Here is a 26,000-nt window from a genome sequence, read left to right on the forward strand (position 1 = left end):
AAAAAAAGCAAGATAAAATACAGGGATCTGATTTATTTTTTTCTGATACTTGGTGGTTATATCCTGTTTTTGTAGATTGAGGTATGAAATTGCAACGCAGTTACCTGGCCGATTTTGTATCACTGCTTTTTCCGGAACTTTGTGCTGCCTGCCGTGAAAGCCTGGTTGCTAACGAGTATTTGATCTGCACCGATTGTCATTATAATCTACCTTATACAAATTTCCACTTACAGTCCGACAATATAGTTGCCCGCCAGTTTTGGGGGAAAATAAATACAACTGCAGCCTTCGCACTTTTTTATTTCACCAAAGGCGGCAAGATCCAAAATCTGATGCACCAGTTTAAATATAACGGGATGCAGCAAATAGGCAACCTGCTTGGAAGCATAGCTGCGGGGCAATTAGCAAAAACAGAAGTTTTTAATACAGTCGATTTTATAATTCCCGTTCCACTGCATACAAAACGCTTAAAACAGCGTGGCTATAACCAAAGCGCGTGCTTCGCCTACGGCCTGGCACCAAAACTAAACGCCGTTGTTGAAGAAAATAATTTGATAAGGGCAAAAGCAACATTAACGCAAACCCACAAATCGCGTTTTGCCAGGTTTGAGAATATGCAGGATGTTTTCGAGATAAAAAATCCCGAAAAGCTAAAAAACAAACATATTTTGCTGGTTGATGATGTCATCACTACCGGATCAACACTGGAGGCCTGCGGCCAACAACTTCTTAAAATTGAAGGATTAAAGCTTAGTATTGCAACAATTGCTTATGCGGAGTAGAAATTTAAACTCGGTGGTTGGCGCGGTTCAGTTACCCCTATTTAACTTTCTGGTAAGCGCTTAACTTTTCGAACAGGCTTTTGGGCTCAAATGGTTTCAGGATGAAGTCATTCATTCCGGCATCCTCTATTTCATTTCTTTCGCTGCTTAGCATTGATGCGGTGAGGGCGATGATAGGAAGTTGCTGAAAATATGCTTCCTGTTTTGAGCGGATCAACTGTGTAGCTTCAATGCCCCCCATTTCAGGCATATAAACATCCATCAAAACAACATCATAGTTATGGTTATTTGTGATTTTCTCAACGGCCTGCAGACCATTTTCCGCAAAATCAGCATGGGCACCCCATTTGGTTAACACCTTATTTAATAAAAGCCTGTTGATATTGTTATCATCTACAACCAGCACATTTACATTTAATTCATTTTCCAATTTTTTCAAATTTAGTATTTGTGAATCATGTGCTTTATACGTTACAACACGTAAAAGGTTATGATTATTATCATAAATACAGCAAAATTCTCTATTAGTTAACATTGCATACCTAAGCACCGGGGCAGCACTTAGGCATGAGGAAGTAACTTAGTCTATTTCAGTGTGTTTTGTACGATAAAGCGGATAATCATGCATCAGCTTGTGCACTTTTTTACGAACCTTTTTTAAGTTTTCCTCATTTTCAGGATCGCTGATGACATTGTCTATCAATTCAACAATATCTTCCATTTGCTTTTCTTTCATCCCGCGGGTCGAAATTGCAGCTGTTCCAACACGGATACCAGAAGTAACAAACGGCGACTTATCATCATAAGGCACCATGTTTTTATTCACGGTAATATCAGCGGCGACCAGAGCATTTTCCGCAGCTTTCCCGGTAATATTTTTATTACGCAGGTCTATTAAGATCAGGTGGTTATCAGTACCGCCCGACACAATTTCGTATCCCCTTTGGGTAAGCGCCTTTGCCATTGCTGCGCCATTTTTCTTTACCTGTACAATGTACCTCATATAATCGTCGCTCAAAGCTTCGCCAAAGGCTATAGCCTTAGCAGCAATGATGTGTTCCAGCGGACCACCCTGGGTACCTGGGAAAACTGCCATATCCAATAAAGAAGACATCATCCTGATCTCCCCTTTTGGTGTTTTAAGTCCCCATGGGTTTTCAAAATCCTTCCCTAAAAGGATCATACCGCCACGCGGGCCACGTAGCGTTTTGTGAGTTGTTGTAGTAACAATATGGCAATGCGGAAGCGGATCGTTCAATAAACCACGTGCTATAAGGCCTGCCGGGTGAGAGATATCAGCCAATACCAGGGCACCAACTTCATCAGCCACTTTACGAATGAATTCATAATCCCAATCACGTGAGTAAGCCGAAGCTCCACAAATGATCAATTTTGGTTTTTGTTCTAACGCAACCTTTTTTAGCAGATCGTAATCAACTAAACCCGTTTCTTTTTTAACCCCATAAAAATGAGGCTCATATAATTTACCTGAAAAATTTACCGGCGAACCATGGGTTAAGTGACCACCATGAGACAAATCAAAGCCTAAAATTTTATCGCCCGGCTGTAAAACTGCCAGCATAACTGCTGCATTTGCCTGTGCACCAGAGTGCGGTTGTACGTTTGCCCATTCGGCGTTAAACAATTGTTTAGCCCGTTCAATAGCTATTGTTTCAATTTCATCAACCACCTGGCAACCACCATAATAACGCTTACCGGGTAAGCCCTCTGCGTATTTATTGGTAGCTACAGATCCGGCAGCTTCCATAACCTGCCTGCTTACAAAATTTTCAGATGCAATTAGCTCGATGCCTTCTTCCTGGCGCTCTTGCTCCTCATCTAACAGTTTAAAAATTAATTTATCTCTTTTCATTGTGATTATTAAACGCCGCTAAGTTAGGAAAAAGAGATTAGAGATTGGGGGTTAGAGATCAGGTTTTTAACACTCAATATCAAAGGCCAATACTGCGCTGAAACTTAATCTGAGTCACTAACCTTCAATCTCCGGCTTTGCCGAGATCCAGAAATTATTATACCCCAGCCCTACCTTAATATCAATCAATTCCTGCTGCAGCATCTCCAGCACAGCTAAAAAATTATATACAAAATGCACCTTATTTTCAGAGTTGCCCGCAATGGCTTTAAAATCCATCATCTTGTTGATCCGCAGCAAATCGCCGATGGCTTTTTTCTGTTGTTCTATAGTATAGGGATATTGCACTACTGTATGTGTAACTTCTTCGCTGCGAGTTTGGTATCTTTTTACCAGCCGGCCGTAAACCAGCATCAGTTTGTAAAGGTTAAGTTCGGATAGCTCCTCGCCGGGCTGCACTATAGCCTCGGTTTGCTCAATATCGAATTTTATATTTCCGCGCTTTTCCTGCATAAACCGCTCGTTTTCCAGCGGATGAAGCGTCTCGCAAATCTCTTTAAACTTTTTATATTCTATCAGCTTGCGTATCAGATCCTCTTTGGTGTCAGCCTCGTTGCCTTCTGCATCTGCGTCGTATCGGGGCAGCAGCATTTTAGCTTTAATACGCATTAGTGAAGCAGCTACAATAATAAACTCGCTGGCCAGCTCCATGTTAAGGCTGGTCATTTGGTGAATGTAGTTTAAAAAATCATCGGTGATCCTGGCAATGGGAATATCATGAATCTCCAGCTCGTCCCGTTCAATAAAAAACAGTAACAGGTCGAAGGGGCCCTCAAACTGGGGCAATTTTATTTCAAAATTTTCTTCGGCCGTCATTGCATCAAAAATAGACTAATTTTTAAGAGTTGTAAAGCTTGAAATTGTTGTAATGCAGCGTCATCGATAAAAATAAATCTAAAAAGAGCAACAAAAAAATTCCCGGCGGAGTATAAGTGCTGGCTGTGGCGAAGGGTTATCCCCGGCAGCAACCACTTATCCAATTTACGATAATACTAACATGAAATTAAGCTGTACCCGCTTTTTACTCTTTACTACTGCTATCGCTTTCTATTTTTTATCCTGTAAAAAATCCGTAAACAACCCTGCTCCAGTACCGGCAACGGATTACAGTGCCGTTAGCAAACAGATAGCTTTAAACCTGATGCAGGGATTAACAGGCGAGTACGGCGGTACCAACATAAACGACGGGTTAAAAACCCAGTCAAACATAACCACAAACCATAAAGGGCAGGTTCTATTCAGGAAAGTTCCGCTATGTGGCTTCACAATTGATACCAGCTACAACAATAAAATAAAAGCCGGCGATACTGCTAAAACGTTTATCGGTAATTTTAAATTTGTTAACACTTGCACTACCGGCAGGCCCGATGGCTATATGGTACGCGATAGTTTGGTTACATTAGCAACATCCGGGTTATTTAAAAACAGTTTCATATCAACTCAGGATTATGCGGTGCAGGCTTTGGATACTACCTATAAGGTAGTTTCAACAAACGGCAGCATAACATCTGCCACAAACAACCTTATTTACCGCGATGGTTTTTCTGTAGGATATGATTATAATTTCAATAGTTATAAATTAAACGGGCTTAAGGTTGACTTTTCAGATGGCAAAGCCGATATTATTACCGGCGCAGCCGAATTTACAAGTACAACCAGTTATATGCATTTCGGCGAAACAGTTGTAACCGAAGTAAACACATCAGGCACAATCACATTTTTAGGAAATCACAAAGCGAGCCTGAATATAAACGGGCAAAGCAAGACCTACCTCGTTGACCTGCTAACACGGTCTGTTACTGTTCTCTAATTGAAAAGGCCTGCTTAATATTGGCTCGTTAATTATGGTATAGGAATACAGGTTATGTGTTTTGTGAAGGTCGCCCGGATAATATTTATTAATTATTCAAAAACTTTATCATTTAATTTACAATAAATTGCCGTACTTTGTATGTTAAATATCTAAGGACTTAAATGCAGGTACCAGCAGGCAATTTACTTCAAAAAATAAATACCCCAGCAGATTTAAAACAGCTTAAAGAGGACGAACTGAAGCAGGTTTGCCAGGAGTTGCGCCAATATATTATTGACGTTGTTTCGGTAAATGGCGGCCACTTTGCAGCCAGCTTAGGGGTGGTTGAGTTAACCGTTGCACTCCAATATGTGTTAAACACACCGTACGACCAGTTGGTGTGGGATGTTGGCCACCAGGCTTATGGCCATAAAATATTAACCGGCCGCAGAGATAGCTTCCATACCAACAGGGTACATGGAGGCATAAGCGGTTTCCCAAAACGTTCAGAAAGTATTTTTGACACCTTTGGCGTTGGCCATTCGTCAACATCAATATCTGCCGCCCTGGGCATGGCAGTAGCGTCGCAATATAAAGGCGAGACGGACCGGCAACACGTGGCCGTAATAGGCGATGGTTCAATGACAGCGGGGATGGCATTTGAAGCATTGAACCACGCGGGGATAGAAAACTCCAACCTGCTGGTAATATTGAATGATAACAACATGTCCATAGACCCGAACGTTGGGGCTTTGAAGGAATATTTAACTGATATTACTACATCAAAACCTTATAATCGTTTCAGGGATGATATAGCAAGTGTGCTTGCAAAGATCTCAGCCATTGGACCCGATGCTTTTAAAATAGCCCAGAAACTTGAAAAGAGCATCAAAGGCACGCTCCTTAAAAAGAGCAACTTTTTTGAAGCACTTAAATTCAGGTATTTTGGCCCTATTGACGGGCATGATGTAGAACACCTGGTTAAAGTGTTACGTGACCTGCGGGATATTCCCGGCCCCAAACTTTTACATTGCGTTACCGTGAAAGGCAAGGGATATGCTTTGGCAGAAAAAGACCAAACCAAATGGCACGCTCCCGGCTTGTTTGATAAAATCACAGGCGAAATAAAAAAATCAAAATCAGATAAACCACAGCCGCCAAAATACCAGGATGTGTTTGGGCACACCATTATTGAGCTTGCCGAGCAAAACCCTAAGATAATGGGTATAACACCTGCTATGCCTTCTGGTTGTTCGTTAAACCTCATGATGAAAGCTATGCCTAACCGCGCCTTTGACGTGGGCATTGCTGAACAGCATGCGGTAACATTTTCGGCAGGCCTGGCTTCGCAGGGGTTGATCCCTTTTTGCAACATCTACTCCAGCTTTATGCAAAGGGCTTATGACCAGGTGATACATGATGTAGCTATACAAAACCTTAACGTAGTATTTTGCCTTGACAGGGCAGGTTTAGCCGGTGCAGACGGCCCAACACATCATGGTGCTTATGATATTGCTTTTATGCGCTGCATACCAAACATGACGGTGTCGGCACCGATGAACGAAGAAGAGTTACGTAACCTGATGTTTACTGCCCAGCATGATGACATGGGGCCGTTTGTGATACGATACCCACGCGGTAACGGTGTTATGGTTGACTGGCAACGCCCGTTAAAAGCTATTAAAGTTGGTAAAGGGCGTAAAATATGTGATGGTGAAGAAATTGCCATCCTGTCTATAGGTACCATTGGTAATGAAGCTGTAAAAGCAACTGCCGAATTAAATGATGAAGGCTATTACCCGGCACACTACGATCTGCGCTTTGTAAAACCTTTGGATCAGGCTTTATTACATGAAGTGTTCCAAAAATTCAATAAAGTCATTACTGTTGAAGATGGATGCCTTGAAGGCGGGATGGGCAGCGCTGTGCTTGAATTTATGGCTGATAATAAATATAACTGTGAAGTAGTGCGTTTAGGCATCCCGGACCAGATCATAGAACATGGCGAACAACCGGAACTGTGGGCTGAATGTGGTTACGACGCGCAAAGCATAACCATGCAGGTGAAAAACATGGGTATGAAGCAGAACAAACATATTATAGCTTCATAAAAGGAGCAGCAGGACTAAAAGGCATCACCTGCTGAATACGGCTACAATCAATCGACTATAGCCCGCTAACTATTTTTTAAATGCTTAGCGTGATTTATAACTTGCCAGATCGTTATACAAACTGCGGAACGAGCTGCGGAGGCCTAACGTTACCATTGAGGTTTTATCTGTAAACTGGCTATTTTTTTCATTCCGTAAAATGCCGCCAAGTTCAATACGTAAATTATATTTAGGATTAAGCAGGTAGCCCGCTTTTGCCTCAACGTAAACCATATTGGTAGTAAGCCCCTGCCCTATGTAGTTACCGTTAGCTTTAGCCTTGTTGTTATAGTTTTGAAAAGCATCTTTCCCATAATTTAATCCGTTAACATCCAGCCCATAGTGCCCATAATCAAACTCGCCGGAAAAATCGAATCTTTTAAACGAGTAATTCAACAAGCCAACCACTTCCCTGAAATTAGCTCCCCACGGATGCGCCAGCATTTCCCCGTTTTCCGTGTAGCTTATGATCGGGCTGGTTTCTGAATAAGTGTACGGTTTTGAATTATTGTTCTCAAGCAGCCAGTTAAGTCCTTTTACGTTAAAAAGATCAGCCCCTCTGAATCCAAGTTGCCAGCTGTATTTATTTCGGTAACTGCCGCCGTTTGAAAAAAAGCTCGACGATTCAAACTCGTCCAATGCAAATTGCCCATAGGCAGTTATACCATCCGTTATCTTGTACTTACTGGTAAGGCCAATTAATGCATTATCCGGTGATCCGTTTAATGCTTCTACGGGCCTTAAAAATATTATGGGGTTTATGTAAGTAACGTCAAATGGACGTGAGTTGCCTGCTTCATCTTTGCTGTACCAAATTACAGCATCAAAAAATCCGATAGAAAACCGGTTGCTTACGTTCCAATCCAAATAATGAAAAACCCCTCCCTTTTTCCGGTCCTTTCCAACCGCATCCAGGTCAACCGGATCGTTAAAGCCCGCCCACATAGCCATATACCGTACATTACCCAATGTTGCTGTTAATTTAAAAAACGGGTATGGTGAAGCAGCGTCTGACAATAATAATGACCGGTAGCCGTCGCCTATAAATGTTTTATCGCGCCCGGCAGAAATATTTAAGAATTTTATGGGTGTGTAGGATGCTGTTGCAGTAATATACTCCCAGTCATAGCCGTTGTTGCGATAGGTTTTAGCATAAGCCTGGCCCGGCACAATACCTGTTTGGTTGATATAAGTTGAGAGATATTCGGGCACTACCGCACTGTTTTGATACCCGGATATGTTGTAATAAAATTTATTGCCAACCGTACCTCCAATCTGTAAACCGAGCGACGTAGTATTTGTAGTTAACTTGCCTGAAAAATCCCTGCCAATACTAAAATCAGGCAAAAGATCGGCGTAAAAGGTTGAGTTCTGCCCCTTAAAATCTATTAAATGTTCATTAAAAAGCTTTTTGTAAAGCAGACTATGCTGTTTACCATCTGATCCATAATTCATTAATGAATCAAAGTGCCGCTTTAATAAAGAATCATCAGCAAAAAAAGGCCGGAGTGCACTGTGCTGCCGTGTTTTTGTTGAGTAAACATCAGCATCAAGCTTTTGGTAAAACTGGTATGAATAAGGAAGGTAAACCGACTGTGCCCGAACTACAACTACAGATGACAGCAATAACACAGCTGCAAATATTTTTTTTATCATAGAGCTTTACTCGAAATAATTGAGAGTTTTAAATCCACCTTTTTTTAAATAATCATCTTTTTTTACAAGGTGCAAGTCAGATTGCACCATATCACTCACCAGCGCCTGCAGATCATATTTAGGAATCCATCCTAATTTTTCCCTTGCTTTACTTGCATCGCCAATCAAAAGATCCACTTCTGTAGGCCTGAAATATTTTGAATCGACCTTAACTACCGTTTGACCAAATTTTAAAGCATCGGCATTAAGGCCTAGTTCCTGTACTTTTTGCTGATCATAATCAATGATCACGCCACGCTCGTTTTCGTCCTTCCCGCTAAATTCAATTTCTATTCCCAGCTCGTTGAAAGCCATTTTTATAAACTCCCTAACTGTTGTGGTAACACCGGTAGCAATAACAAAATCTTCGGGCACATCCTGCTGTAACATCAGCCACATGGCTTCAATGTAGTCTTTGGCATGGCCCCAGTCACGCTGGGCAGAAAGGTTGCCTACATACAGGCAATCCTGCAGACCCATAGCTATTTTAGATGCTGCACGGGTAATTTTTCGGGTAACAAATGTTTCGCCGCGTACAGGACTTTCGTGGTTGAAAAGGATGCCGTTACAAGCAAACATTTTATAAGCCTCACGATAGTTTACAATTATCCAGTAGCCATATAATTTTGCAACGGCATAAGGCGACCGCGGGTAAAAGGGTGTAGTTTCACTTTGCGGCACAGCTTGTACCAGGCCATACAGTTCAGAAGTTGAAGCCTGGTAAATACGGGTCTTTTTTTCGAGCCCTAATAACCTTACGGCTTCCAAAATCCTTAAAGTGCCGATACCATCGGCATTGGCGGTGTATTCCGGGGTATCGAAACTTACCTTAACATGGCTTTGCGCGGCCAGGTTGTAAATCTCGTCGGGCTGTGTTTCCTGTATCAGCCTGATCAGGTTAGTTGAATCGGTAAGGTCGCCATAATGAAGGGTAAATTTCACATTAGGCTCATGTGGATCGTGGTATAAGTGATCAATCCGGTCTGTGTTAAATAATGACGCCCTTCTTTTAACGCCATGTACCTCGTAGCCTTTTTTCAGCAAAAACTCTGCTAAATAAGCACCATCCTGCCCGGTAACGCCGGTAATTAAAGCAACTTTCATTGAAAAATACTTTGTGATATATTAATAGTTACAATATTATCCAATTTAATTGTAAATGTGGGTATTTGGAACTGATGAGGACTGACTTTTTTTGTTAATAAGGACTTATCCAGATTTAGAGCCCAGCTCATTAAATTAATCCCGTTCAGGGTTATATTCGCACAACAAGGTTGATACAATCGCACTCATCCTTTCCATCTCGCCTAACCTTTTGTTATCTTTACTTTTACAATGGTTCCATCTACCCCCAATAAATACAACGAAAAATTCCAGCAGGCGTTGGCCCAGCTTAACCCTGAACAATTGGCTGCCGTTAATAAAATGGACGGGCCTGTTTTGGTAATTGCCGGGCCGGGTACCGGTAAAACGCAGATCCTGGCTGCCCGCATAGGTAAAATACTTACCGAAACGGACGCCAATGCCCACGAAATTTTGTGCCTTACTTATACCGACGCCGGTGCTGTTGCCATGCGTAAAAGGCTTTTTGATTTTATAGGACCCGACGCCTACAGGGTAAATATTTATACATTTCACGCTTTTTGTAACGAGATCATCCAGGAGAACCTGGACTATTTTGGCAAACTAAATATGGAGGCCCTGTCTGACCTTGAGTCGGCTATGCTTTTCAGGGAACTGGTTGATGAATTTTCAAACGATCATTTATTAAAGCGCTTTACAGGAGAAATCTATTTTGAAGCGCCGCGGTTAAAAAACCTTTTCTCGACCATGAAAAGCGAAGGCTGGGACGAGGCCACTATTGAGAAGGCAGTTAATAAATACCTTGAAGACCTACCCAACCGCGAGGAATTTATTTATAAACGGGCAAATGCAAAAGCCGGCATAAAAATAGGCGATCCCAAACAAAAGGATATTGACAAGGCACACGACCTGATGAAGAAGTTGCTGGCTGGCGTAAGCGAGTACCGCAACTTTGATAAAAAAATGAAAGATAAGGGCCGTTATGATTATGATGACATGATCATTTGGGTACTTAAAGCCTTCCGCGAAAATGAAGAACTGTTGCGCCGCTACCAGGAACGTTACCAGTACATCCTTGTGGATGAGTTCCAGGATACCAGCGGCTCACAAAACGAACTTTTAAAGTATATTTTGAATTATTGGGATACGCCAAACGTATTTGTGGTGGGCGACGATGACCAATCGATCTTTAAGTTCCAGGGGGCAAACATGAAGAACATTCTTGATTTTGCCAATGATTATGTAAACACGCTGCAAACCGTAGTTTTAAAACACAACTACCGCTCTAACCAGCAGATCCTGGATATCTCGAAAGCACTGATCAACAACAACCGTGAACGTTTAACCGCCCAGCTTGCATTAGATAAAAATCTTAAAGCTGCGCACCCCCGGTTTAATGAACTGGCCGTAACGCCTTTTATAAACGAATATGAAAACCCTGGCAAGGAACTGGTTGATATTGCGGCAAAAATCAAACAGTTGCTTGACAATGGCACCGAACCAGGTGAAATTGCCGTTATTTACCGCAACCACAGCCAGGTTGAAGAACTGATACAATACCTGGATACGCAAAATATCGCCGTAAACACCAAACGTAAAATTGATATTTTCACTTTGCCGTTTGGCGAAAAGATCATCAATATTTTGCGCTATCTGGCCATGGAGCTGGACTCGCCCTACAGCGGGGATGAACTGTTGTTTGAAATAATGCATTATGATTTTTTCGACATTCCGCCTATAGAAATTGCAAAGGCCAGCGTGGCCGTTTCAAAAGAAAATTTTACGACTTCAAAAAACAACGAGCCCAAAACTTCACTCAGGCGATACATCAGCGAGATCAAGGTACCAGTACAAACCGGCTTGTTTGATGAAGCCAAAAATCACCGGATGAAATTCCTGGTAAGCGATATCGACTACCTGTTAACCTACTCGGCCAGCAATACGCTGCAACAGCTTTTTCAACAACTGATAGCCAAAATGGGGATTCTTAAATACATTATGCAGCAGCCTGACAAGGGCTGGTATATGCAGGTGCTTACCAATTTCTTTGACTTTTTAAAGGATGAAAGCCGCAAAAATCCCGAAATAAAACTTGCTGACCTGGTAGCCATCATTGACCTTATGAAGGAAAACAAGATCAGGCTGGCGCTAAACCAGGTTATATTTTCGGAAAACGGCATCAATTTTTTAACCGCGCACGGGTCAAAAGGACTTGAATTTGAACATGTTTTTTTAATAGGCTGTACCAAAAAGATCTGGGATGGAAAGGGGCGAAATTACGGATTTAGTTACCCGGATACTTTAACACAGGCCACCGACGACGATATTGCCCAAAAAGAAGAATCACGCCGGTTGTTTTATGTGGCCCTTACCCGTGCAAAACAGCACCTTTTTATTTCCTTTGCCAATAAAGATAAAAACGGCAAGGACCAGGAGGCGTCGCAATTTGTAGGGGAAATCCTGGCAGATACCGATCTGCCGGTACACTACCCGAATGTAAGTGCTGACGATATGATTGCGTTTACAGCACTGCAATTTAGCGAGGCCGACAAGCCAAAGGTTGAATTGCTGGACAGAAATTATATCAACCAGTTATTACAGGATTACACACTTTCAGTAACGCATTTGAGCAATTATCTGGACTGCCCGCTGAAATTTTATTTTCAGTGTTTAATCCGGGTGCCCTCGGGCAAAAGCCCGTCAGCCACTTTTGGGCAGGCGGTGCACTGGGCGCTTAACAAAGTATTCCGGAACCTGAAGAATGATGGGAATGAATTCCCCCTTACTGATGACTTCATGAAGGAGTTTCGCTGGTATATGTACCGCAACCGCGACTCATTCACCAAAGAAGAGTTTAAGCTTCGGCTGGATTACGGCGAAAAGATCCTCCCCCCGTACTACAATCAAAATATAACCATCTGGAACAAAAATGCGGTTACCGAGCGAAGCATTAAAAATGTTGAAGTTGGAGGCGTACCCATAAAAGGTAACCTGGATAAGGTAGAGTTTAACGGCAAACAAGTAACGGTGGTTGACTATAAAACAGGTAAATTAAAATATGCCAAGGATAAATTCTCGCGTCCGGACGACGAGGCACCCAATGGTGGCGATTATTGGCGCCAGGCTGTTTTTTATAAAATACTGATAGACAACGAGCATTCGCTTGACTGGGAAGTGGTTAGCACCTTATTTGAATTTGTTGAACCCGTTAGTGAAGGGGAATACCATAAGGAGAAAATTGTAATTGCTCCGGCAGATACTGATACGGTGACGGAACAAATCACCACGGTTTATCAAAAAATAATGGCCCATGATTTTAATACCGGCTGCGGTAAAAAAGAATGTGACTGGTGCCATTTTGTGAAAAGCAACTTTAAACAGGTCGGGAACATTATGCAGGAAGAAAACGCAGATTAAAACACACATATTAAGGCAAGATATAACGATCATTTATGAAAAAACTATTACTTATTATTCCTGTATTTTTCATTTTTCAGGCATCGGCACAAACTATTATCAAGCAGGATGCGGCAATAAAACAAATGGTTGATGAGGTGTCAGCCAAAAATATTGAAGCGAATATTCGCAAACTGGTAAGTTTTAAAAGCCGCCATACGCTGAGCGATACTACCAGCAAAACCGAAGGCAGTGGTGCAGCGCGCAATTGGATAAAGGCGGAAATGGAAAAATATGCCGCCGAATCGCAAGGGAGGATGACCGTACAGTTTGATACTTTTACTCAGCCTAAGGGTGAGCGGGTTGACAAACCTGTCCACCTTAAAAATATACTAGCAACATTAAAAGGCACTGACCCAAATGATACCCGGGTTTATATTGTTTCCGGCCATTACGATTCGAGGATAAACGACGTGATGAATGCCAACTCGGTTGAGCCAGGCGCGAATGACGATGCATCAGGATCAGCAGTATCTATGGAACTGGCAAGGGTGATGAGCAGGTGGTCGTTCCCGTCAACCATTATATTTATGTGTGTGGTGGGTGAAGAGCAGGGTTTATATGGGTCAACCAATGTTGCCAAACGCGCAAAAGCCGAAAAATGGAATGTTGACGCCATGCTGAATAACGATATTGTTGGCAATACCCATGGTATGGAAAATGATTTAAAAGATAACCGCAGCGTACGGGTGTTTAGTGAAGGTGTACCGTCAACCGCAGCCGGTGATGAACGGGCAATAAGAAGTTTAATAGCTTTGGGGGGTGAGAATGACAGCCCATCGCGCGAGCTGGCCCGGTATGTAAAGGAAACAGCAGAGCGTTACGTTGACCAGCTTGATGTGAAACTGATTTATCGCCGTGACCGCTTTTTGCGCGGCGGCGACCATGTTCCTTTTTTACAGCAGGGTTTTACCGCGGTAAGGTTTACGGAAATGAATGAAGACTTTCACCGCCAGCACCAGGATATCCGCACCGAAAAAGGTGTTGATTACGGTGATCTGCCCGACTTTGTGGATTTTAACTATGTGCAAAAAGTGGCCCGCATGAATTTATCCGTGCTGGCTAACCTGGCCTTTGCCGCTGCAGAGCCGCAAAATGTTGGCGTAGTCACCAGCGACCTGACCAACGAAACGACGTTAAAATGGGAAGCGCCGAAAGCAAGCAAAAAACCCACAGGCTATTACGTGCTGATGCGTGAAACCACCAGCCCTTTCTGGGAAAAGAAATTTTATGTGGAAGGTACAGGCTTAACACTCAACTACTCAAAAGACAATTACTTTTTCGCCGTGCAATCTGTTGATGAAAAAGGGCATGAGAGTTTGCCGGTGTATCCGAAGCCAATTAGATAGTGATTAGAGACCAGAGGTTAGAGATTAGTAAAAAAGATGAAGGAGATTGGCAAATTCTGCATTCTCCCATAATCTCCAGCCTCTAATCTCTAATCAATTAACCCTTATTTCACACTCTTTTTTAGCACAATAAAATATCCGGCAATAAAAACCACCACTGCTATAATAAGACTTACACCGGTATCTTTCGTGAACAGGTCTATCGTGAGGTGTGGGTTTATTGGCGACGGATGGTTGCCGCCTTTGCCTTGCCCCTGCGATAAAGCGCGCATGGCCATCATGGGGTGTGAGTAGGGAAATAAGTAAGCATACTCCCAGTTATTTGTTGCTAAGATGCTGCCTGTTATGGTGCACACAAAGCCAATCCCCATCGGCTTTAAAAAATCGCTGAATAAAAGGCTCAATAAAAACTGTATGGAAAGAATGCCTAATGAAGCCAGGAAAAACTTAAAGTAAATCTGTGTCAGGATATCCGCGATATTGTATTCATTAAATTTCAGCTGGGGCTTTAGCAAGCTCAATAAGTTACCAAAACCAAGGGTGAACAGCACAAATAAAGACAAACAAAAGAATATAAGGAAAAAAGCATAAAAGTATTTGGCCGCATAAACCGACAGTTTGGGAATAGGAAGGCTGAATAATGTTTTCCAGGTATCTGCCTTATGCTCAACATTATTTACAGAGTAGGCAATAAAAATAATAAGCATGGGTAATAGCAATAAGCCCATGATACCTAATATGGCGCCGGCAAACTGAAACCACAAGATCATGGGAGGCGTATTTACCATATGATCGGCTTTTACAAAAAAGCCTACGAAAAGCAGCAGACAAAGCAGCAGCGGCAGTAAAACAGCGCTCCAAAAGCCCATTGTTTTACGCGTTTTATAAAATTCAGACCTGAACGAGAGTATAAATCCTTTCATAATGGCTTAAGCGTTTTGGGTAATGGCTAAAAATAATTTCTCCAGGTCCTGTTGTTGCTTGTTGATGCTATAAACGGTGTAGCCGTTTTGGTTGAGCAGCGTATTGATCCCACCCATATTTTCTTTCGATGTATATGGAACATACAAGTAGTGATCGTTAACCTCTGCCACGTCGATGTTGTTTTTCTTTAAAAAGTTAGCGGCATCAACCGTGCGGTCAGTTTCTATTTGAACCGAAGGCTTACTAAGCGCTTCCAACTCATGAATACTACCCTGGAACATCAGTTCGCCGTGGTTAATTATGCCAACATGGGTAGCCATGCGTTGAATTTCGGCTAATAAATGGCTTGATATAAATACGGTTTTTTTATACTCGCCGGTAAGTTTCATTAAAAGCTCACGAATCTCGATGATCCCGTTGGGGTCGAGCCCGTTGGTGGGTTCGTCGAGTATCAGCAATTTAGGATCAGAAAGTAAGGCCAGCGCAATGCCCAGGCGCTGTTTCATACCCAATGAGTACTGGCCGGCTTTTTTATGGGCGGCATCCTGCAGATGTACCAATGCCAGCATTTCATCAACCCGCTTTTCAGGGATCTGTAATAACAATGCCCTGTTGAGCAGGTTTTCTTTGCCGCTTAAATGAAGGTAAATTGCAGGTTGCTCTATTAGGGAACCGATCTGGGAAAGAATTTTTATGCGGTTACTCTCCAGTTCGAGATCAAAAACATGAATGCTGCCTTCCTGCGTTTTAAGCAGGTTGAGCAACAATTTTATTGTCGTGGTTTTTCCGGCGCCGTTTGGGCCAAGGAAACCATAAATGCTTCCTTCAGGAACTTGTAAGGATAATGATTTGACAACCGTTTGATCGCCAAACGTAAAGGTTAGGTTATTGGTATTAATTACCATACTTTTTCTTTAACTACTGCGCATACAGTTTTAACTAAACCAACACTTTTATAAAAAAGGGAAGTAGCATGAACAGTAGTGCCAACAATAGATTCTCTTTTCTGTTGAAACTGGTAACTTACACCCATTATTAGGGCAAAAAATACCGGAACCAGTAATAATATAAACGGATTGGAATTTTTGATGAGCGTTTTCATTGTGATTGCTTTTGATGATACAAAGAAATGTCAAATATTTGACCCGCTAAAAACATTTAGACCAACACACAGGAATTATAGATGAACGCCCTATTAGCCAAACTAACTGTTGGTCGGATATTTTGCCCCGTTGATCGACAAAAGCATTTACTATATATAATATAAGTACTTTAGCCCGCTGTAAATATTAATTTAGTTGAGATGAAAAGCCGCTGGCAAGTTTTTTGGCACTTATTTTTTTGGGTGATCATGATCTCGTTTTTGATCTTTGTAGCCCAGCTTGACCAAAAGATCTCTATGAAGGAGATCCTGGTGGTATTTATATTGTATTCAGCAATTAATATCAGCCTGTTTTATATCAACTACCTTATACTTCTGCCCAGGTTTTTCCATAAAAAGCAGTACGGCATTTACATTATAACAGTTGTTATCCTTGTCATATTATTCGGGCTTGGAAAATATGGAGTAGGGCTTATTTTCAAACCTTTCATATTAGTGCATAGTAAGGGGCATATGATAAGCTTTGTTCAGTATTTTTTAGGAACATTGTTTACCAGCGTTTTCTTCTTATTCCTCAGTACCGCATTAAAATTTGCGATCGACTGGTTTTTAAATGAGCGCATCCAGCGCGATCTGGAAAATCAGCGCCTCAGTGCTGAGCTGTCTTTCCTTAAATCGCAGATCAACCCTCACTTTTTATTTAATTCATTAAACAGTATTTATTCGCTGGCCTATCAACGGTCGGCAACCACACCGGAGGCTATTCTGAAGCTATCAGAAATTATGCGTTATATGCTTTACGAGTGTAATGACAATAAGGTTGACCTGGCTAAAGAACTTCAATACCTGCAAAACTATATCGACCTTCAAAAAATTCGTTTCAGCAACAAAGCTTATATTGATTATAAAGTTGAAGGCGTTATCGGGAACCAGCAAATAGTACCGTTGTTATTGATTGCGTTTATTGAAAATGCGTTTAAGCATGGGGTAGCAAATGATCCGTTAACCCCCATTCGCCTGCTGATTGATGTTGACGAGGAGCATTTGCATTTTTATATTCAAAATAAAAAACATCATAATAACCGCGATGCCTCAGGCGGAATTGGTTTGAATAATGTTAAACGACGGCTAAATTTGCTTTATCCAAATAAATATAATTTGGATATAAAAGACGAAACCGATACCTATACAGTTGAATTATCTTTAGTTTTATAAAATGATCAGATGCCTTATTGTTGATGACGAGCCTTTGGCTTTGCATATACTGGAAGACTATATTTCAAAGATTCCATTTTTGCAATTGGTTAAGGCCACAACAAACCCTATTGAAGCACTCACTTTAGTACAGGAAAAACTGGTTGACCTGGTTTTTTTAGACGTGCAAATGCCTGAGCTTACAGGGATCCAGTTTTTACGTATAGCCAATGGTAAGGCAAAAGTTATTTTAACTACCGCCTACCCGCAATATGCACTTGAAGGTTATGAGCTGGATGTAATTGATTACCTGCTTAAACCAATAGCATTCGACCGCTTTTTTAAATCAGTTCAAAAAGCACAGGGCGTATTGCAGCCCGCAGCGGCACCGGCGCAGCCAGACCAGGCTACGCAGCAAAAACAACAGGATTTGCTAAGCGACTTCATATTTGTTAAAACCGAACATAAAATTCAGAAGGTTTATCTTAATGACATTCTTTTTATTGAAGGTTTGAAAGACTATATCTCTATTTTCACTCCTGCGGAACGGATTATTACGCTTCAAAATATGAAGAAAATGGAAGATGCGCTGCCTGAAAAACACTTTATAAGGGTGCATAAATCATACATCGTATCCATTAACAAGATAGACAGTATTGAGCGCAGCCGCATCTTTATAGGCGACAAGGTGATCCCGGTTGGGGATACTTACAGAGAAGAATTTTTTAAAATAGTTGACGGGAAGAATATCTAGGCCCCGCCCTTAAGGGGAACTTTTTAACAATCTGCGCCAGACTTTCCCCTTTAGGAGGTTAGGTGATTCTGGCCGAGCGCTTCCTTTATCCTATTCTCCGCTTCTTTAACCACATCTTCAGGAAGCTTACCTGCCGGTTCTATCGGTTCAAGTACCTCCCACGTTGCTTTCGTAAAGGTATTTAGCGGATAAAAGCCATACTGCGTTAATTTCCATGAATTGTTAATTGCTATGGGAACTAACAATGCTTCGGGGCATTTTTTAAGGATCGTTGCTATGCCGCCCACCTGGAACGGCTTCACCATTCCGTTTTTTGAACGCGTACCTTCAGGAAAAATAACGGTTGACCATTTATTCTCTTTCATCCGGTTAGCCAGTTTAACTATTTCAGCAATGGATTGGCGCGAATCATTACGATCAATGTTTGCACCGCCGCCGTATTTTAAATTATAGGAAATGGACGGAATGCCCTTTGTCAGTTCAATTTTTGAGATGAATTTAGCATGGTATTTCCGGAGGTAATAAATAAGTGGGGGAATATCGGCCAGGCTTTGGTGGTTGGCAATAAATATAATTGGCCGGCCAATTGGCAGGTTTTGCTTATTTATAAATACTACCCTGTTACCTGTTAAGTAAAATGTGCTAAAGAGGCATAGGTTTAAAAAATCAACCACCTTTTTATGAGCTGAATAGCCAAAAAAGCGATAAGCGATCCATTGCAAAGGGTGAAAAATAAGCAATGCCAGGAAAAAACCGATAACTGTAAGCGGCGATAAAATATATCCGAAAAGCTTTCTCATACAGGCAGCAAAGTTATAATTTTCGGTTGAATGGTTGATTAGGTCTTACCTTGTTTTTAACTACAATTACCTTCACAATAACTCCGGCTTTATAAGCCGCCTTCCGCTATCAGCAGCTGCACTTTTAAAACTGCTGCTACGGTAAGTGAATCCGTTATGGTGCCATTACATACCATTTGATATACTTCGCTGAAAGGTACCTTCTTGACAACAAGTTGTTCGGTATCTTCCGGGTCTGCATCAAACTGTTCCAGATTTTGGGCAAGATAAATAATGCCAAATTCATCGCTTACTGAATTTGATAAATGCAGCCGCTGAAGCTCAGTCCATTTTCCTGCTTTAAGCCCTGTTTCTTCCAGCAATTCCCGTTTTGCTGAATCTAAAGGGTCAGAACCTTTAGGGCCACCGCCTTCGGGCATTTCCCAGCTATATTGACCTAATGTAAAACGAAATTGTCCAACAAGATAAGTATTACCTTCTTCATCCAGCGGTAATATACCAATGGCAACATTTTTAAAATGTACCTTACCGTAAATACCTACATTACCCGAAGGGTTGATAACGTCGTATTCGGTTACCTTTATCCACGGATTATCATAAACAGGTTTATCGGCAGTTATTTGCCAGGGGTTATCTTCGGGGTATTGCATTAGTTTAAGGGGTTAAATCATATTAAATAGCACAGTCTGCTGTTATCTTCCAAACGCCCAGATTAAAAATTTAGGCATGGCTTTGGCCCAGGTATCAGTGTTGTGGCTGCCACCAACCATTTCCAGATACTGAACATCTGCCGGGCGGTTAAACCCCTTATATTCCAGTTCTTTTATCAGGTCAACGGTATCGTCAATTGAGTCGATAATGCCATTTTTATTGCGGTCGCTGGTTTCATCTTTGGTGCCAGTTTGCAGCCAGATCTTTAAGTTGGGCTTTATAATAGTATCCCTGATGATGCTGTGCATAATACGATCACTTTCGGTGTAACCTTTGGTAATATCCTTACTTCTCCACCAAAATGAACCGGAAAAAACTCCCGCTTTATCGAACAGTTCGGGATTGTTCCAGGCAATATCAAGGGCAGACAATCCCCCTAAAGAAAAACCTGCATAAGCAGTTGAATTGAATTTTTCGATACCTGTTAATTTTGCAATAGCAGGCAGCAACTCTGTTTTAATAAATTCGGTATATAAAGCTGCTTTGGCGCCGCGTTTTTTAAAATCGGGTCTGCCGGCTGTACCGTATTCCTGCAACCGATCAATACCCGCGTGGATAGCCACTACCAAAACGGGTTTTATCCTGTTGGTGCTCATTAAATCTTCAAGGGCATCTCTCAGCTGAAGGCTCTCAGCCTCCTGTCCGTCGTTCAGTAACAGTAGGTTAAGGGGTTCCGTTATATCATTATCCTCCGGAATCAGCAGTGTACATGCCACATCGCGCTTCAGCACATCAGATTTTATAGTTATATTATTTTCAATGATAGTTATCTCCATCTCGTGCCAGCTCGCGTACATCTTTATGTAAAATTAATTAAGGCCGCAAAAATACGCTTATCATTTAATAATCTCAAAATTTGCCGATTTGATGAGATTGATTTGATAAAAAGCATCTTGCCCTGCCGTCTCCAAATGGGGAGCGTCCCCAAAAATCTTCTTTACGTTCTCTCTCTTTTGGAAGGAATTATCCGAGGCCAGATTACCTCATTTTTAAAAGCTTCCAATTAAACTCTTGTTGTTTTCAAACAAACAAGTTATCTTACAATCACAAATAAAACCTAACGCTTTGATAGAAAAATATCACCGCTGGTATTCGCCAAACTTAAACACCGAACTTGAAATGCTGGTATTTGGCGACCGCGGCTATCCTGTTATCCTGTTCCCGACGTCGCAGGGAAAATATTATCAAAACAAAGACGAGGGGTTGATTGAAAGCGTGCGCTGGTTTATTGATGAGGGCCTTGTAAAAATATACTGCCCCGATAGTTTGGACTGGCTTACCTGGTACAACAAAGGGGTGCATCCGGCAGAAAGGGCAAAAAATTATGCATGGTACGATAAAATGCTTTATGATGAACTAGCCCCCTGGGCTATGTACGAAACCGGTGTAAATAAAGTAGCAACGGCTGGTTGCAGTTTCGGTGGATACCATGCCGCGAATTTCGCTTTAAAACATCCCGAAAAGGTAGGCAACCTGTTTAGTATGAGCGGCGCTTTTGATATGCGGCAGTTTACCGGTGGATACTATGACGACAATGTATTTTACAATAACCCGGTAGATTTTTTACCTGGAAGCAACCGTGCCGAACTTTGGCACATGAATATTATTTTAGGAACAGCCGATAATGACATTTGTAAAGGAGATAATGAATGGCTGTCAAACATTATGAGCCAAAAACATATTAACCATTGGTTGGATGTACGGCCAAATGCCAGTCATGACTGGCCGGTGTGGAAGGAAATGTTTCCGCATTATTTATCTACGATAAGATAATAGAGATTAGAGGTTGTGCAGCGACGATATAAGAATACAAGAAATTAGGATTAAGAATCAGATAAACATACTACCATGAAAAAAATAGGAATCTTATTCGGACAGGAACGATCATTTCCGCAGGCATTTGTTGACCGCATAAATGAAAAAGGCGAAAAAAATATAAGTGCTGAATTTGTACGCATTGATAAGGTAATGCAGGCCGAACCATTAGATTATGCAGTAATTGTTGACCGCATTTCGCAGGACGTGCCTTTTTACCGGGCCATGCTAAAAAATGCTGCTATTTGCGGCGCTGCCGTAATTAACAACCCGTTTTGGTGGAGCGCTGATGAAAAATTCTTTAACAACGCGCTTGCAGTTAAAATTGGCGTGCCGGTACCAAAAACTGTAATATTGCCATCCAAAGAACTGCCTGACGACACCACAGATCAATCATTTAGGAACCTGGCTTACCCGCTTGACTGGGAAGGCATCTTTAAATACGTAGGGTTCCCTGCTTATATGAAACCTTTTGACGGTGGCGGCTGGAAAGAAGTTTACCAGATTAACAACCTTGATGAGCTCTGGGATAACTATAATAAAACCAAACAGTATGTGATGATGCTGCAGGAGGAAATTATTTTTGAGGATTATTTTCGCTGTTATTGCATTGGAGGCAAACATGTACGCATTATGCAATATGAACCGCGTAACCCGCACCATTTAAGGTACGAGCATGGCAAGGCACCTGCAGCCAAAAAACTTTTGGATACCGTTAAAAACTATGTGATCAAACTCAACAAATACCTGGGGTATGATTTTAACACCGTTGAGTTTGCCATTCGTGATGGGGTGCCTTACGCTATTGACTTTTGTAACCCGGCACCGGACGCCGAAGTAACCAGCGTTGGGCAGGACAATTTTGACTGGGTAGTTGAAACCGCCGCCGACTACGCTATTGAACGCGCAAAAAAACAAAAAGACGACCAGGATAACCTAACCTGGGGCGAGTTTGTGAGAACCGGGGCAGCTAAAGAACACCTTTTATCATCAGAGAAGAAAGTAGAAAGAAAAGCGGATAAAAAAGAAGCAAGCGCCGGTACTATTGACCATGATATTGCGGCGGATAAAAATGTTGCAAAGCCTAAAAAGGCTGTAAAAAAGTAAAACCAACCAATTATAAAGGCTAAATAAAATGAACGAATTTACCTTAGGTGTTGAAGAAGAATTCATGGTGATTGACCCTGTAAGCAGGGAGCTAAAATCGCACGAGCAAAAAATTGTCGATAGTGCCCAAAAGATCCATGAAGACCAGGTAAAGGCCGAAATGCACCAGGCTGTAGTGGAGGTGGGCACACACATTTGCCACAACACCGACGAGGCACGCAAGGAAGTTGGCAAGCTGCGCGGCACCGTTGCACAGCTTGCCGGTGACATTGGCTTACGCATAGGAGCAGCCGGCACACATCCGTTTTCGCATTGGCAGCACCAGCTGATCACGGATCACCCGAGGTATTTTGAAATTGTCGATGAGATGCAGGAGGCCGCGCGCTCGAACCTTATTTTCGGGTTACATGTGCATGTAGGCATCCAGTCGCGCAACATGGCTATTCATATCGCCAACCAGGTGCGGTACTTTTTGCCGCATGTGTATGCCTTGTCAACCAACTCACCTTTTTGGGAAGGGCGCAATACTGGTTTTAAATCGTTCCGCACCAAAGTATTTGATAAGTTTCCACGAACGGGAATTCCTGACTATTTCAGCAGTATTGAGGAATATGATAGCTATATTAAGCTGCTGGTAAAAACCAACTGCATTGATAATGCCAAGAAAATCTGGTGGGATATTCGCGTGCACCCATTTTTTGAAACCATTGAGTTCCGAATTTGCGATTGCCCGATGCTGATTGATGAAACAATGACCTTTGTGGCGCTTTTTCAGGCATTGTGTGCCAAATTGTATAAGCTGCGCCAGCAAAACATGTCGTTTATCAATTATAACCGGGCGCTTATTAATGAAAATAAATGGCGCGCAGCCCGTTACGGTATTGACGGCAAAATGATCGATTTTGGTAAAGAGATGGAAGTAAATACCCGAAGCTTAATACTGGAACTGCTGGATTTTGTGGACGATGTGGTAGATGATCTTGGCTGCCGCGAAGACCTTCAATATGTACACAAAATACTGGAGCACGGCACGGGTGCCGACAGGCAATTGGCCGTTTATCAGCAAAATAATAACTTTGTGGATGTGGTTGACTATATTACATCACAAACGTTAAAAGGAATTTAGGAAAGATGATACAAGCACAAAAACCGGAAATTAAAGTTGCCATTCTTGACCTGTATGACGGGATAGCTAATGAGGGCATGCGAGGTTTCCGAGAGATATTAGACAGATACAAGGTAAAAAACGAGCTTAACCTCAGCTACGAGGTATTTGACGTTCGCAAGAAAGTAGAAATGCCATCAACAAATTTTGACATTTATATTTCAAGCGGCGGCCCGGGCAGCCCGATAGACAGCGAAGGCACCGAATGGGAGAAGAAATACTTTCAATTACTTGATAAATTGGAAGATCATAACCTTTCAAACACCGCTCAAAAAAAATACGGATTCTTTGTTTGCCATTCATTTCAGCTCTTGTGCCGCAAGTACCAGCTGGGCGACATTAATATGCGGAAATCTCCGTCATTTGGTGTGCTGCCCATTCATAAAACCGGGGCGGCCTTGGATGAGCTGGTTTTTGAAAATCTGGCCGATCCCTTTTACTCGGTGGATTCCAGGCTTTGGCAGGTGATTAACCCGGATGAAAAACGTTTTATAGAACTGGGTATGCAACTGCAGGCTATAGAAAAGGAAAGGCCCTATGTTGACCTGCCAAGGGCCATGATGGCGATCCGCTTTAGCGAATACTTTTTTTCAACACAGTTTCACCCCGAAGCAGATGCCAAAGGTGTAAAATCATTATTGCTGAAAGAAGAAAAGAAGAATGAGGTGGTGAGTGAGCACGGCATTGATAAGTATAATGAAATGTTGGAGCGGCTGGAAGATCCGGACAAAATAACACATACACAAAACACGATGATCCCGAATTTTTTAGACCAGGCCATACTGAGTTTACAGGAGGCATAAACCATATACTACAGGTCATCAGTGCAAGCAGATGGGGTGGTCTGACAATATTATTCTAATATGAATTCATCTCAAAGACAACCCTACAACGCCAATTTCACCCAAGAAAGGTACGAAAAGTTTTTGAAGGACCTGGATGCTGGATTGCGCGGGTCCATCGCTTTTAGAGTAGCAGAAACCCCTGTTTTTTTAACAGATGACTTTCGTGATAAACTGATTGCTGCAGGCAACGCTATCGTAGATACCATTCTGCAGCCCAACTTTAAGGAACTGACGGAAAGATCTATTCCGGAAAAATGGAGAGTCGCCAATGAAAACGATCACCCTCATTTTATTGCGCTGGATTTTGGGGTTTGTAAGGATGAGGCAGGAAATATTATTCCAAAATTGATAGAGTTACAGGGCTTCCCTTCTTTATATGGTTTTCAGGTAACCCTGGCTGATAAATACAGGGATAACTTTGAGATAGCCGATGATCAAACCGTTTTTTTCAGCGGGCTTGACAAGCATTCTTATATAAATCTGCTGAAAAAAACCATAATAGGTGACCAACATCCGGAAGAGGTTGTGCTGATGGACGTAAACGCCCCCGAACAAAAAACTTCAGTCGATTTTTATCTTACGCAAAAGCTTATCGGGACTCCGGTGGTATCGCTAGCCGACCTGGAGCGGGACGGCGACCAGCTTTTTTACAGGGCTAACGATAAAAAAACACTCATTAAACGGATTTATAACCGGTTAATATTTGATGAAATAGCAGCCGATCCGCATATCTTTGATAAAGTTGTAGATATCAGGCAGCCGCTTGACATTGAGTGGATAACGCATCCCAACTGGTTTTATCGCGTAAGCAAATTTACCATGCCTTTTTTAAAAGGCGATTATATTCCAAAAACACAGTTCCTTAATCAGATAAATGAGATTCCCGCCGACCTGGAAAATTACGTGCTAAAACCTTTGTTTTCATTTGCGGGGCAGGGAGTAATTATTGATGTGTCACAAAATGACATTCGAAATATAAAAGATCCGGAGAACTGGGTACTGCAGCAAAAGGTAAATTATGAACCCGTAGTACAGGCGCCGGATGGCGGCGTAAAGGTTGAGGTAAGATTGCTTTACCTTTGGCCAAATGGCGATAAAAAACCGACACTTGCCATTAACCTTGCCCGCCTGAGCCGGGGAAAAATGATCGGTGTACGTTATAACAAGGATTTTGACTGGGTAGGTGGCACAGTAGCCTTTATGGGACGTTAGCTTATTAGAGACCGGAGATCAGTTGCTTTCAATTACTGTCTAAAAAAATCAAATTCCTACAGCGTTCCGTTATTATATTCCTAACTAATTTCTAACCCTCCGGTCTCTGATCCCTAACATTAAACCAAATA

23 protein-coding genes are annotated in these 26,000 nt (G+C 42.0%); 12 read left to right on the plus strand and 11 right to left on the minus strand.

The window, feature by feature from the left end:
• Positions 1-83 precede the first annotated feature (83 nt).
• Positions 84-782 (plus strand): ComF family protein, encoded by a 699-nt coding sequence (locus tag MuYL_RS19400; RefSeq protein WP_094572132.1) that lies wholly within the window; start codon positions 84-86, stop codon positions 780-782.
• Between the two features lie 37 nt (positions 783-819).
• On the opposite strand, the gene MuYL_RS19405 is transcribed toward MuYL_RS19400, so the two are convergent.
• The 3 genes from MuYL_RS19405 to MuYL_RS19415 form a co-directional block, all read right to left on the minus strand.
• Positions 820-1,212 (minus strand): response regulator, encoded by a 393-nt coding sequence (locus MuYL_RS19405; protein WP_157740980.1) that lies wholly within the window; start codon positions 1,210-1,212, stop codon positions 820-822.
• Positions 1,213-1,362: 150 nt separating this feature from the next.
• The gene (gene glyA, locus MuYL_RS19410) at positions 1,363-2,655 is read right to left on the minus strand and encodes a serine hydroxymethyltransferase (RefSeq protein WP_094572134.1); all 1,293 of its coding nucleotides are present in this window, start codon (positions 2,653-2,655) and stop codon (positions 1,363-1,365) included.
• Between the two features lie 117 nt (positions 2,656-2,772).
• Positions 2,773-3,531, minus strand: coding sequence for a segregation and condensation protein A (locus MuYL_RS19415; RefSeq protein ID WP_094572135.1), 759 nt, complete (start codon positions 3,529-3,531; stop codon positions 2,773-2,775).
• Positions 3,532-3,712: 181 nt separating this feature from the next.
• On the opposite strand from MuYL_RS19415, the gene MuYL_RS19420 reads away from it, so the two are divergent.
• Both MuYL_RS19420 and dxs read left to right on the plus strand, forming a co-directional pair.
• Positions 3,713-4,525 carry a hypothetical protein gene (locus MuYL_RS19420; protein ID WP_094572136.1) on the plus strand — a complete coding sequence of 271 codons (813 nt, stop codon included), beginning with the start codon at positions 3,713-3,715 and terminating at the stop codon, positions 4,523-4,525.
• Between the two features lie 164 nt (positions 4,526-4,689).
• Positions 4,690-6,618 carry a 1-deoxy-D-xylulose-5-phosphate synthase gene (gene dxs / locus MuYL_RS19425; RefSeq protein WP_094572137.1) on the plus strand — a complete coding sequence of 643 codons (1,929 nt, stop codon included), beginning with the start codon at positions 4,690-4,692 and terminating at the stop codon, positions 6,616-6,618.
• A gap of 84 nt (positions 6,619-6,702) precedes the next feature.
• Here dxs and MuYL_RS19430 read toward each other — a convergent pair whose 3' ends face one another.
• Together MuYL_RS19430 and gmd are read right to left on the minus strand one after the other, a co-directional pair.
• Positions 6,703-8,313, minus strand: coding sequence for a gliding motility protein RemB (locus MuYL_RS19430; RefSeq protein WP_245845631.1), 1,611 nt, complete (start codon positions 8,311-8,313; stop codon positions 6,703-6,705).
• A gap of 6 nt (positions 8,314-8,319) precedes the next feature.
• Positions 8,320-9,456, minus strand: coding sequence for a GDP-mannose 4,6-dehydratase (gene gmd / locus MuYL_RS19435; RefSeq protein ID WP_094572138.1), 1,137 nt, complete (start codon positions 9,454-9,456; stop codon positions 8,320-8,322).
• A 231-nt stretch (positions 9,457-9,687) separates the two neighbouring features.
• Here gmd and MuYL_RS19440 point away from each other — a divergent pair, with 231 nt between their 5' ends.
• Positions 9,688-12,852 (plus strand): ATP-dependent helicase, encoded by a 3,165-nt coding sequence (locus MuYL_RS19440; RefSeq protein WP_094572139.1) that lies wholly within the window; start codon positions 9,688-9,690, stop codon positions 12,850-12,852.
• A 35-nt stretch (positions 12,853-12,887) separates the two neighbouring features.
• Complete coding sequence (locus tag MuYL_RS19445; protein WP_094572140.1) at positions 12,888-14,240, plus strand: M28 family metallopeptidase; 1,353 nt, start codon at positions 12,888-12,890, stop codon at positions 14,238-14,240.
• A 104-nt stretch (positions 14,241-14,344) separates the two neighbouring features.
• On the opposite strand, the gene MuYL_RS19450 is transcribed toward MuYL_RS19445, so the two are convergent.
• The 3 genes from MuYL_RS19450 to MuYL_RS19460 are packed head-to-tail and all read right to left on the minus strand — an operon-like array spanning position 14,345 to position 16,266.
• Positions 14,345-15,163: an ABC transporter permease gene (locus tag MuYL_RS19450; RefSeq protein ID WP_245845633.1), complete on the minus strand. Its 819-nt coding sequence runs from the start codon at positions 15,161-15,163 to the stop codon at positions 14,345-14,347.
• Between the two features lie 6 nt (positions 15,164-15,169).
• Positions 15,170-16,069 (minus strand): ABC transporter ATP-binding protein, encoded by a 900-nt coding sequence (locus tag MuYL_RS19455; RefSeq protein ID WP_094572142.1) that lies wholly within the window; start codon positions 16,067-16,069, stop codon positions 15,170-15,172.
• Positions 16,063-16,266, minus strand: a complete 204-nt coding sequence (locus tag MuYL_RS19460; protein ID WP_094572143.1) for a hypothetical protein — start codon at positions 16,264-16,266, stop codon at positions 16,063-16,065. Before MuYL_RS19460 ends, MuYL_RS19455 begins: the two co-directional genes overlap by 7 nt.
• A gap of 201 nt (positions 16,267-16,467) precedes the next feature.
• On the opposite strand from MuYL_RS19460, the gene MuYL_RS19465 reads away from it, so the two are divergent.
• Positions 16,468-17,481: a sensor histidine kinase gene (locus MuYL_RS19465; protein WP_094572144.1), complete on the plus strand. Its 1,014-nt coding sequence runs from the start codon at positions 16,468-16,470 to the stop codon at positions 17,479-17,481.
• Between the two features lies 1 nt (position 17,482).
• Complete coding sequence (locus tag MuYL_RS19470; protein ID WP_094572145.1) at positions 17,483-18,214, plus strand: LytR/AlgR family response regulator transcription factor; 732 nt, start codon at positions 17,483-17,485, stop codon at positions 18,212-18,214.
• 50 nt (positions 18,215-18,264) lie between these two features.
• Here the strand turns inward: MuYL_RS19470 and MuYL_RS19475 are convergent, their stop codons facing one another.
• The 3 genes from MuYL_RS19475 to MuYL_RS19485 form a co-directional block, all read right to left on the minus strand.
• A complete protein-coding gene (locus MuYL_RS19475; RefSeq protein ID WP_094572146.1) occupies positions 18,265-19,014 on the minus strand; it encodes a lysophospholipid acyltransferase family protein in 750 nt (249 codons plus the stop codon).
• 89 nt (positions 19,015-19,103) lie between these two features.
• Positions 19,104-19,664: an NUDIX domain-containing protein gene (locus MuYL_RS19480; protein ID WP_094572147.1), complete on the minus strand. Its 561-nt coding sequence runs from the start codon at positions 19,662-19,664 to the stop codon at positions 19,104-19,106.
• 42 nt (positions 19,665-19,706) lie between these two features.
• On the minus strand, positions 19,707-20,522 hold the full coding sequence (locus MuYL_RS19485) for an alpha/beta hydrolase (RefSeq protein ID WP_094572148.1): 816 nt from the start codon (positions 20,520-20,522) through the stop codon (positions 19,707-19,709).
• A gap of 268 nt (positions 20,523-20,790) precedes the next feature.
• On the opposite strand from MuYL_RS19485, the gene MuYL_RS19490 reads away from it, so the two are divergent.
• The 5 genes from MuYL_RS19490 to MuYL_RS19510 all read left to right on the plus strand — a co-directional run bounded on the left by MuYL_RS19490 (position 20,791) and on the right by MuYL_RS19510 (position 25,869).
• Positions 20,791-21,498 carry an esterase family protein gene (locus MuYL_RS19490; RefSeq protein WP_094573036.1) on the plus strand — a complete coding sequence of 236 codons (708 nt, stop codon included), beginning with the start codon at positions 20,791-20,793 and terminating at the stop codon, positions 21,496-21,498.
• A gap of 75 nt (positions 21,499-21,573) precedes the next feature.
• On the plus strand, positions 21,574-22,647 hold the full coding sequence (locus MuYL_RS19495) for an ATP-grasp domain-containing protein (protein ID WP_094572149.1): 1,074 nt from the start codon (positions 21,574-21,576) through the stop codon (positions 22,645-22,647).
• A 28-nt stretch (positions 22,648-22,675) separates the two neighbouring features.
• Positions 22,676-23,773, plus strand: a complete 1,098-nt coding sequence (locus tag MuYL_RS19500) for a carboxylate-amine ligase (RefSeq protein WP_094572150.1) — start codon at positions 22,676-22,678, stop codon at positions 23,771-23,773.
• 5 nt (positions 23,774-23,778) lie between these two features.
• Positions 23,779-24,615 (plus strand): glutamine amidotransferase-related protein, encoded by an 837-nt coding sequence (locus tag MuYL_RS19505; RefSeq protein ID WP_094572151.1) that lies wholly within the window; start codon positions 23,779-23,781, stop codon positions 24,613-24,615.
• Positions 24,616-24,675: 60 nt separating this feature from the next.
• The gene (locus MuYL_RS19510) at positions 24,676-25,869 is read left to right on the plus strand and encodes a hypothetical protein (RefSeq protein ID WP_094572152.1); all 1,194 of its coding nucleotides are present in this window, start codon (positions 24,676-24,678) and stop codon (positions 25,867-25,869) included.
• The last annotated feature ends 131 nt before the right edge of the window (positions 25,870-26,000 follow it).

Origin of the sequence: Mucilaginibacter xinganensis, from assembly GCF_002257585.1 — a bacterium.
Lineage (GTDB): Bacteria > Bacteroidota > Bacteroidia > Sphingobacteriales > Sphingobacteriaceae > Mucilaginibacter > Mucilaginibacter xinganensis.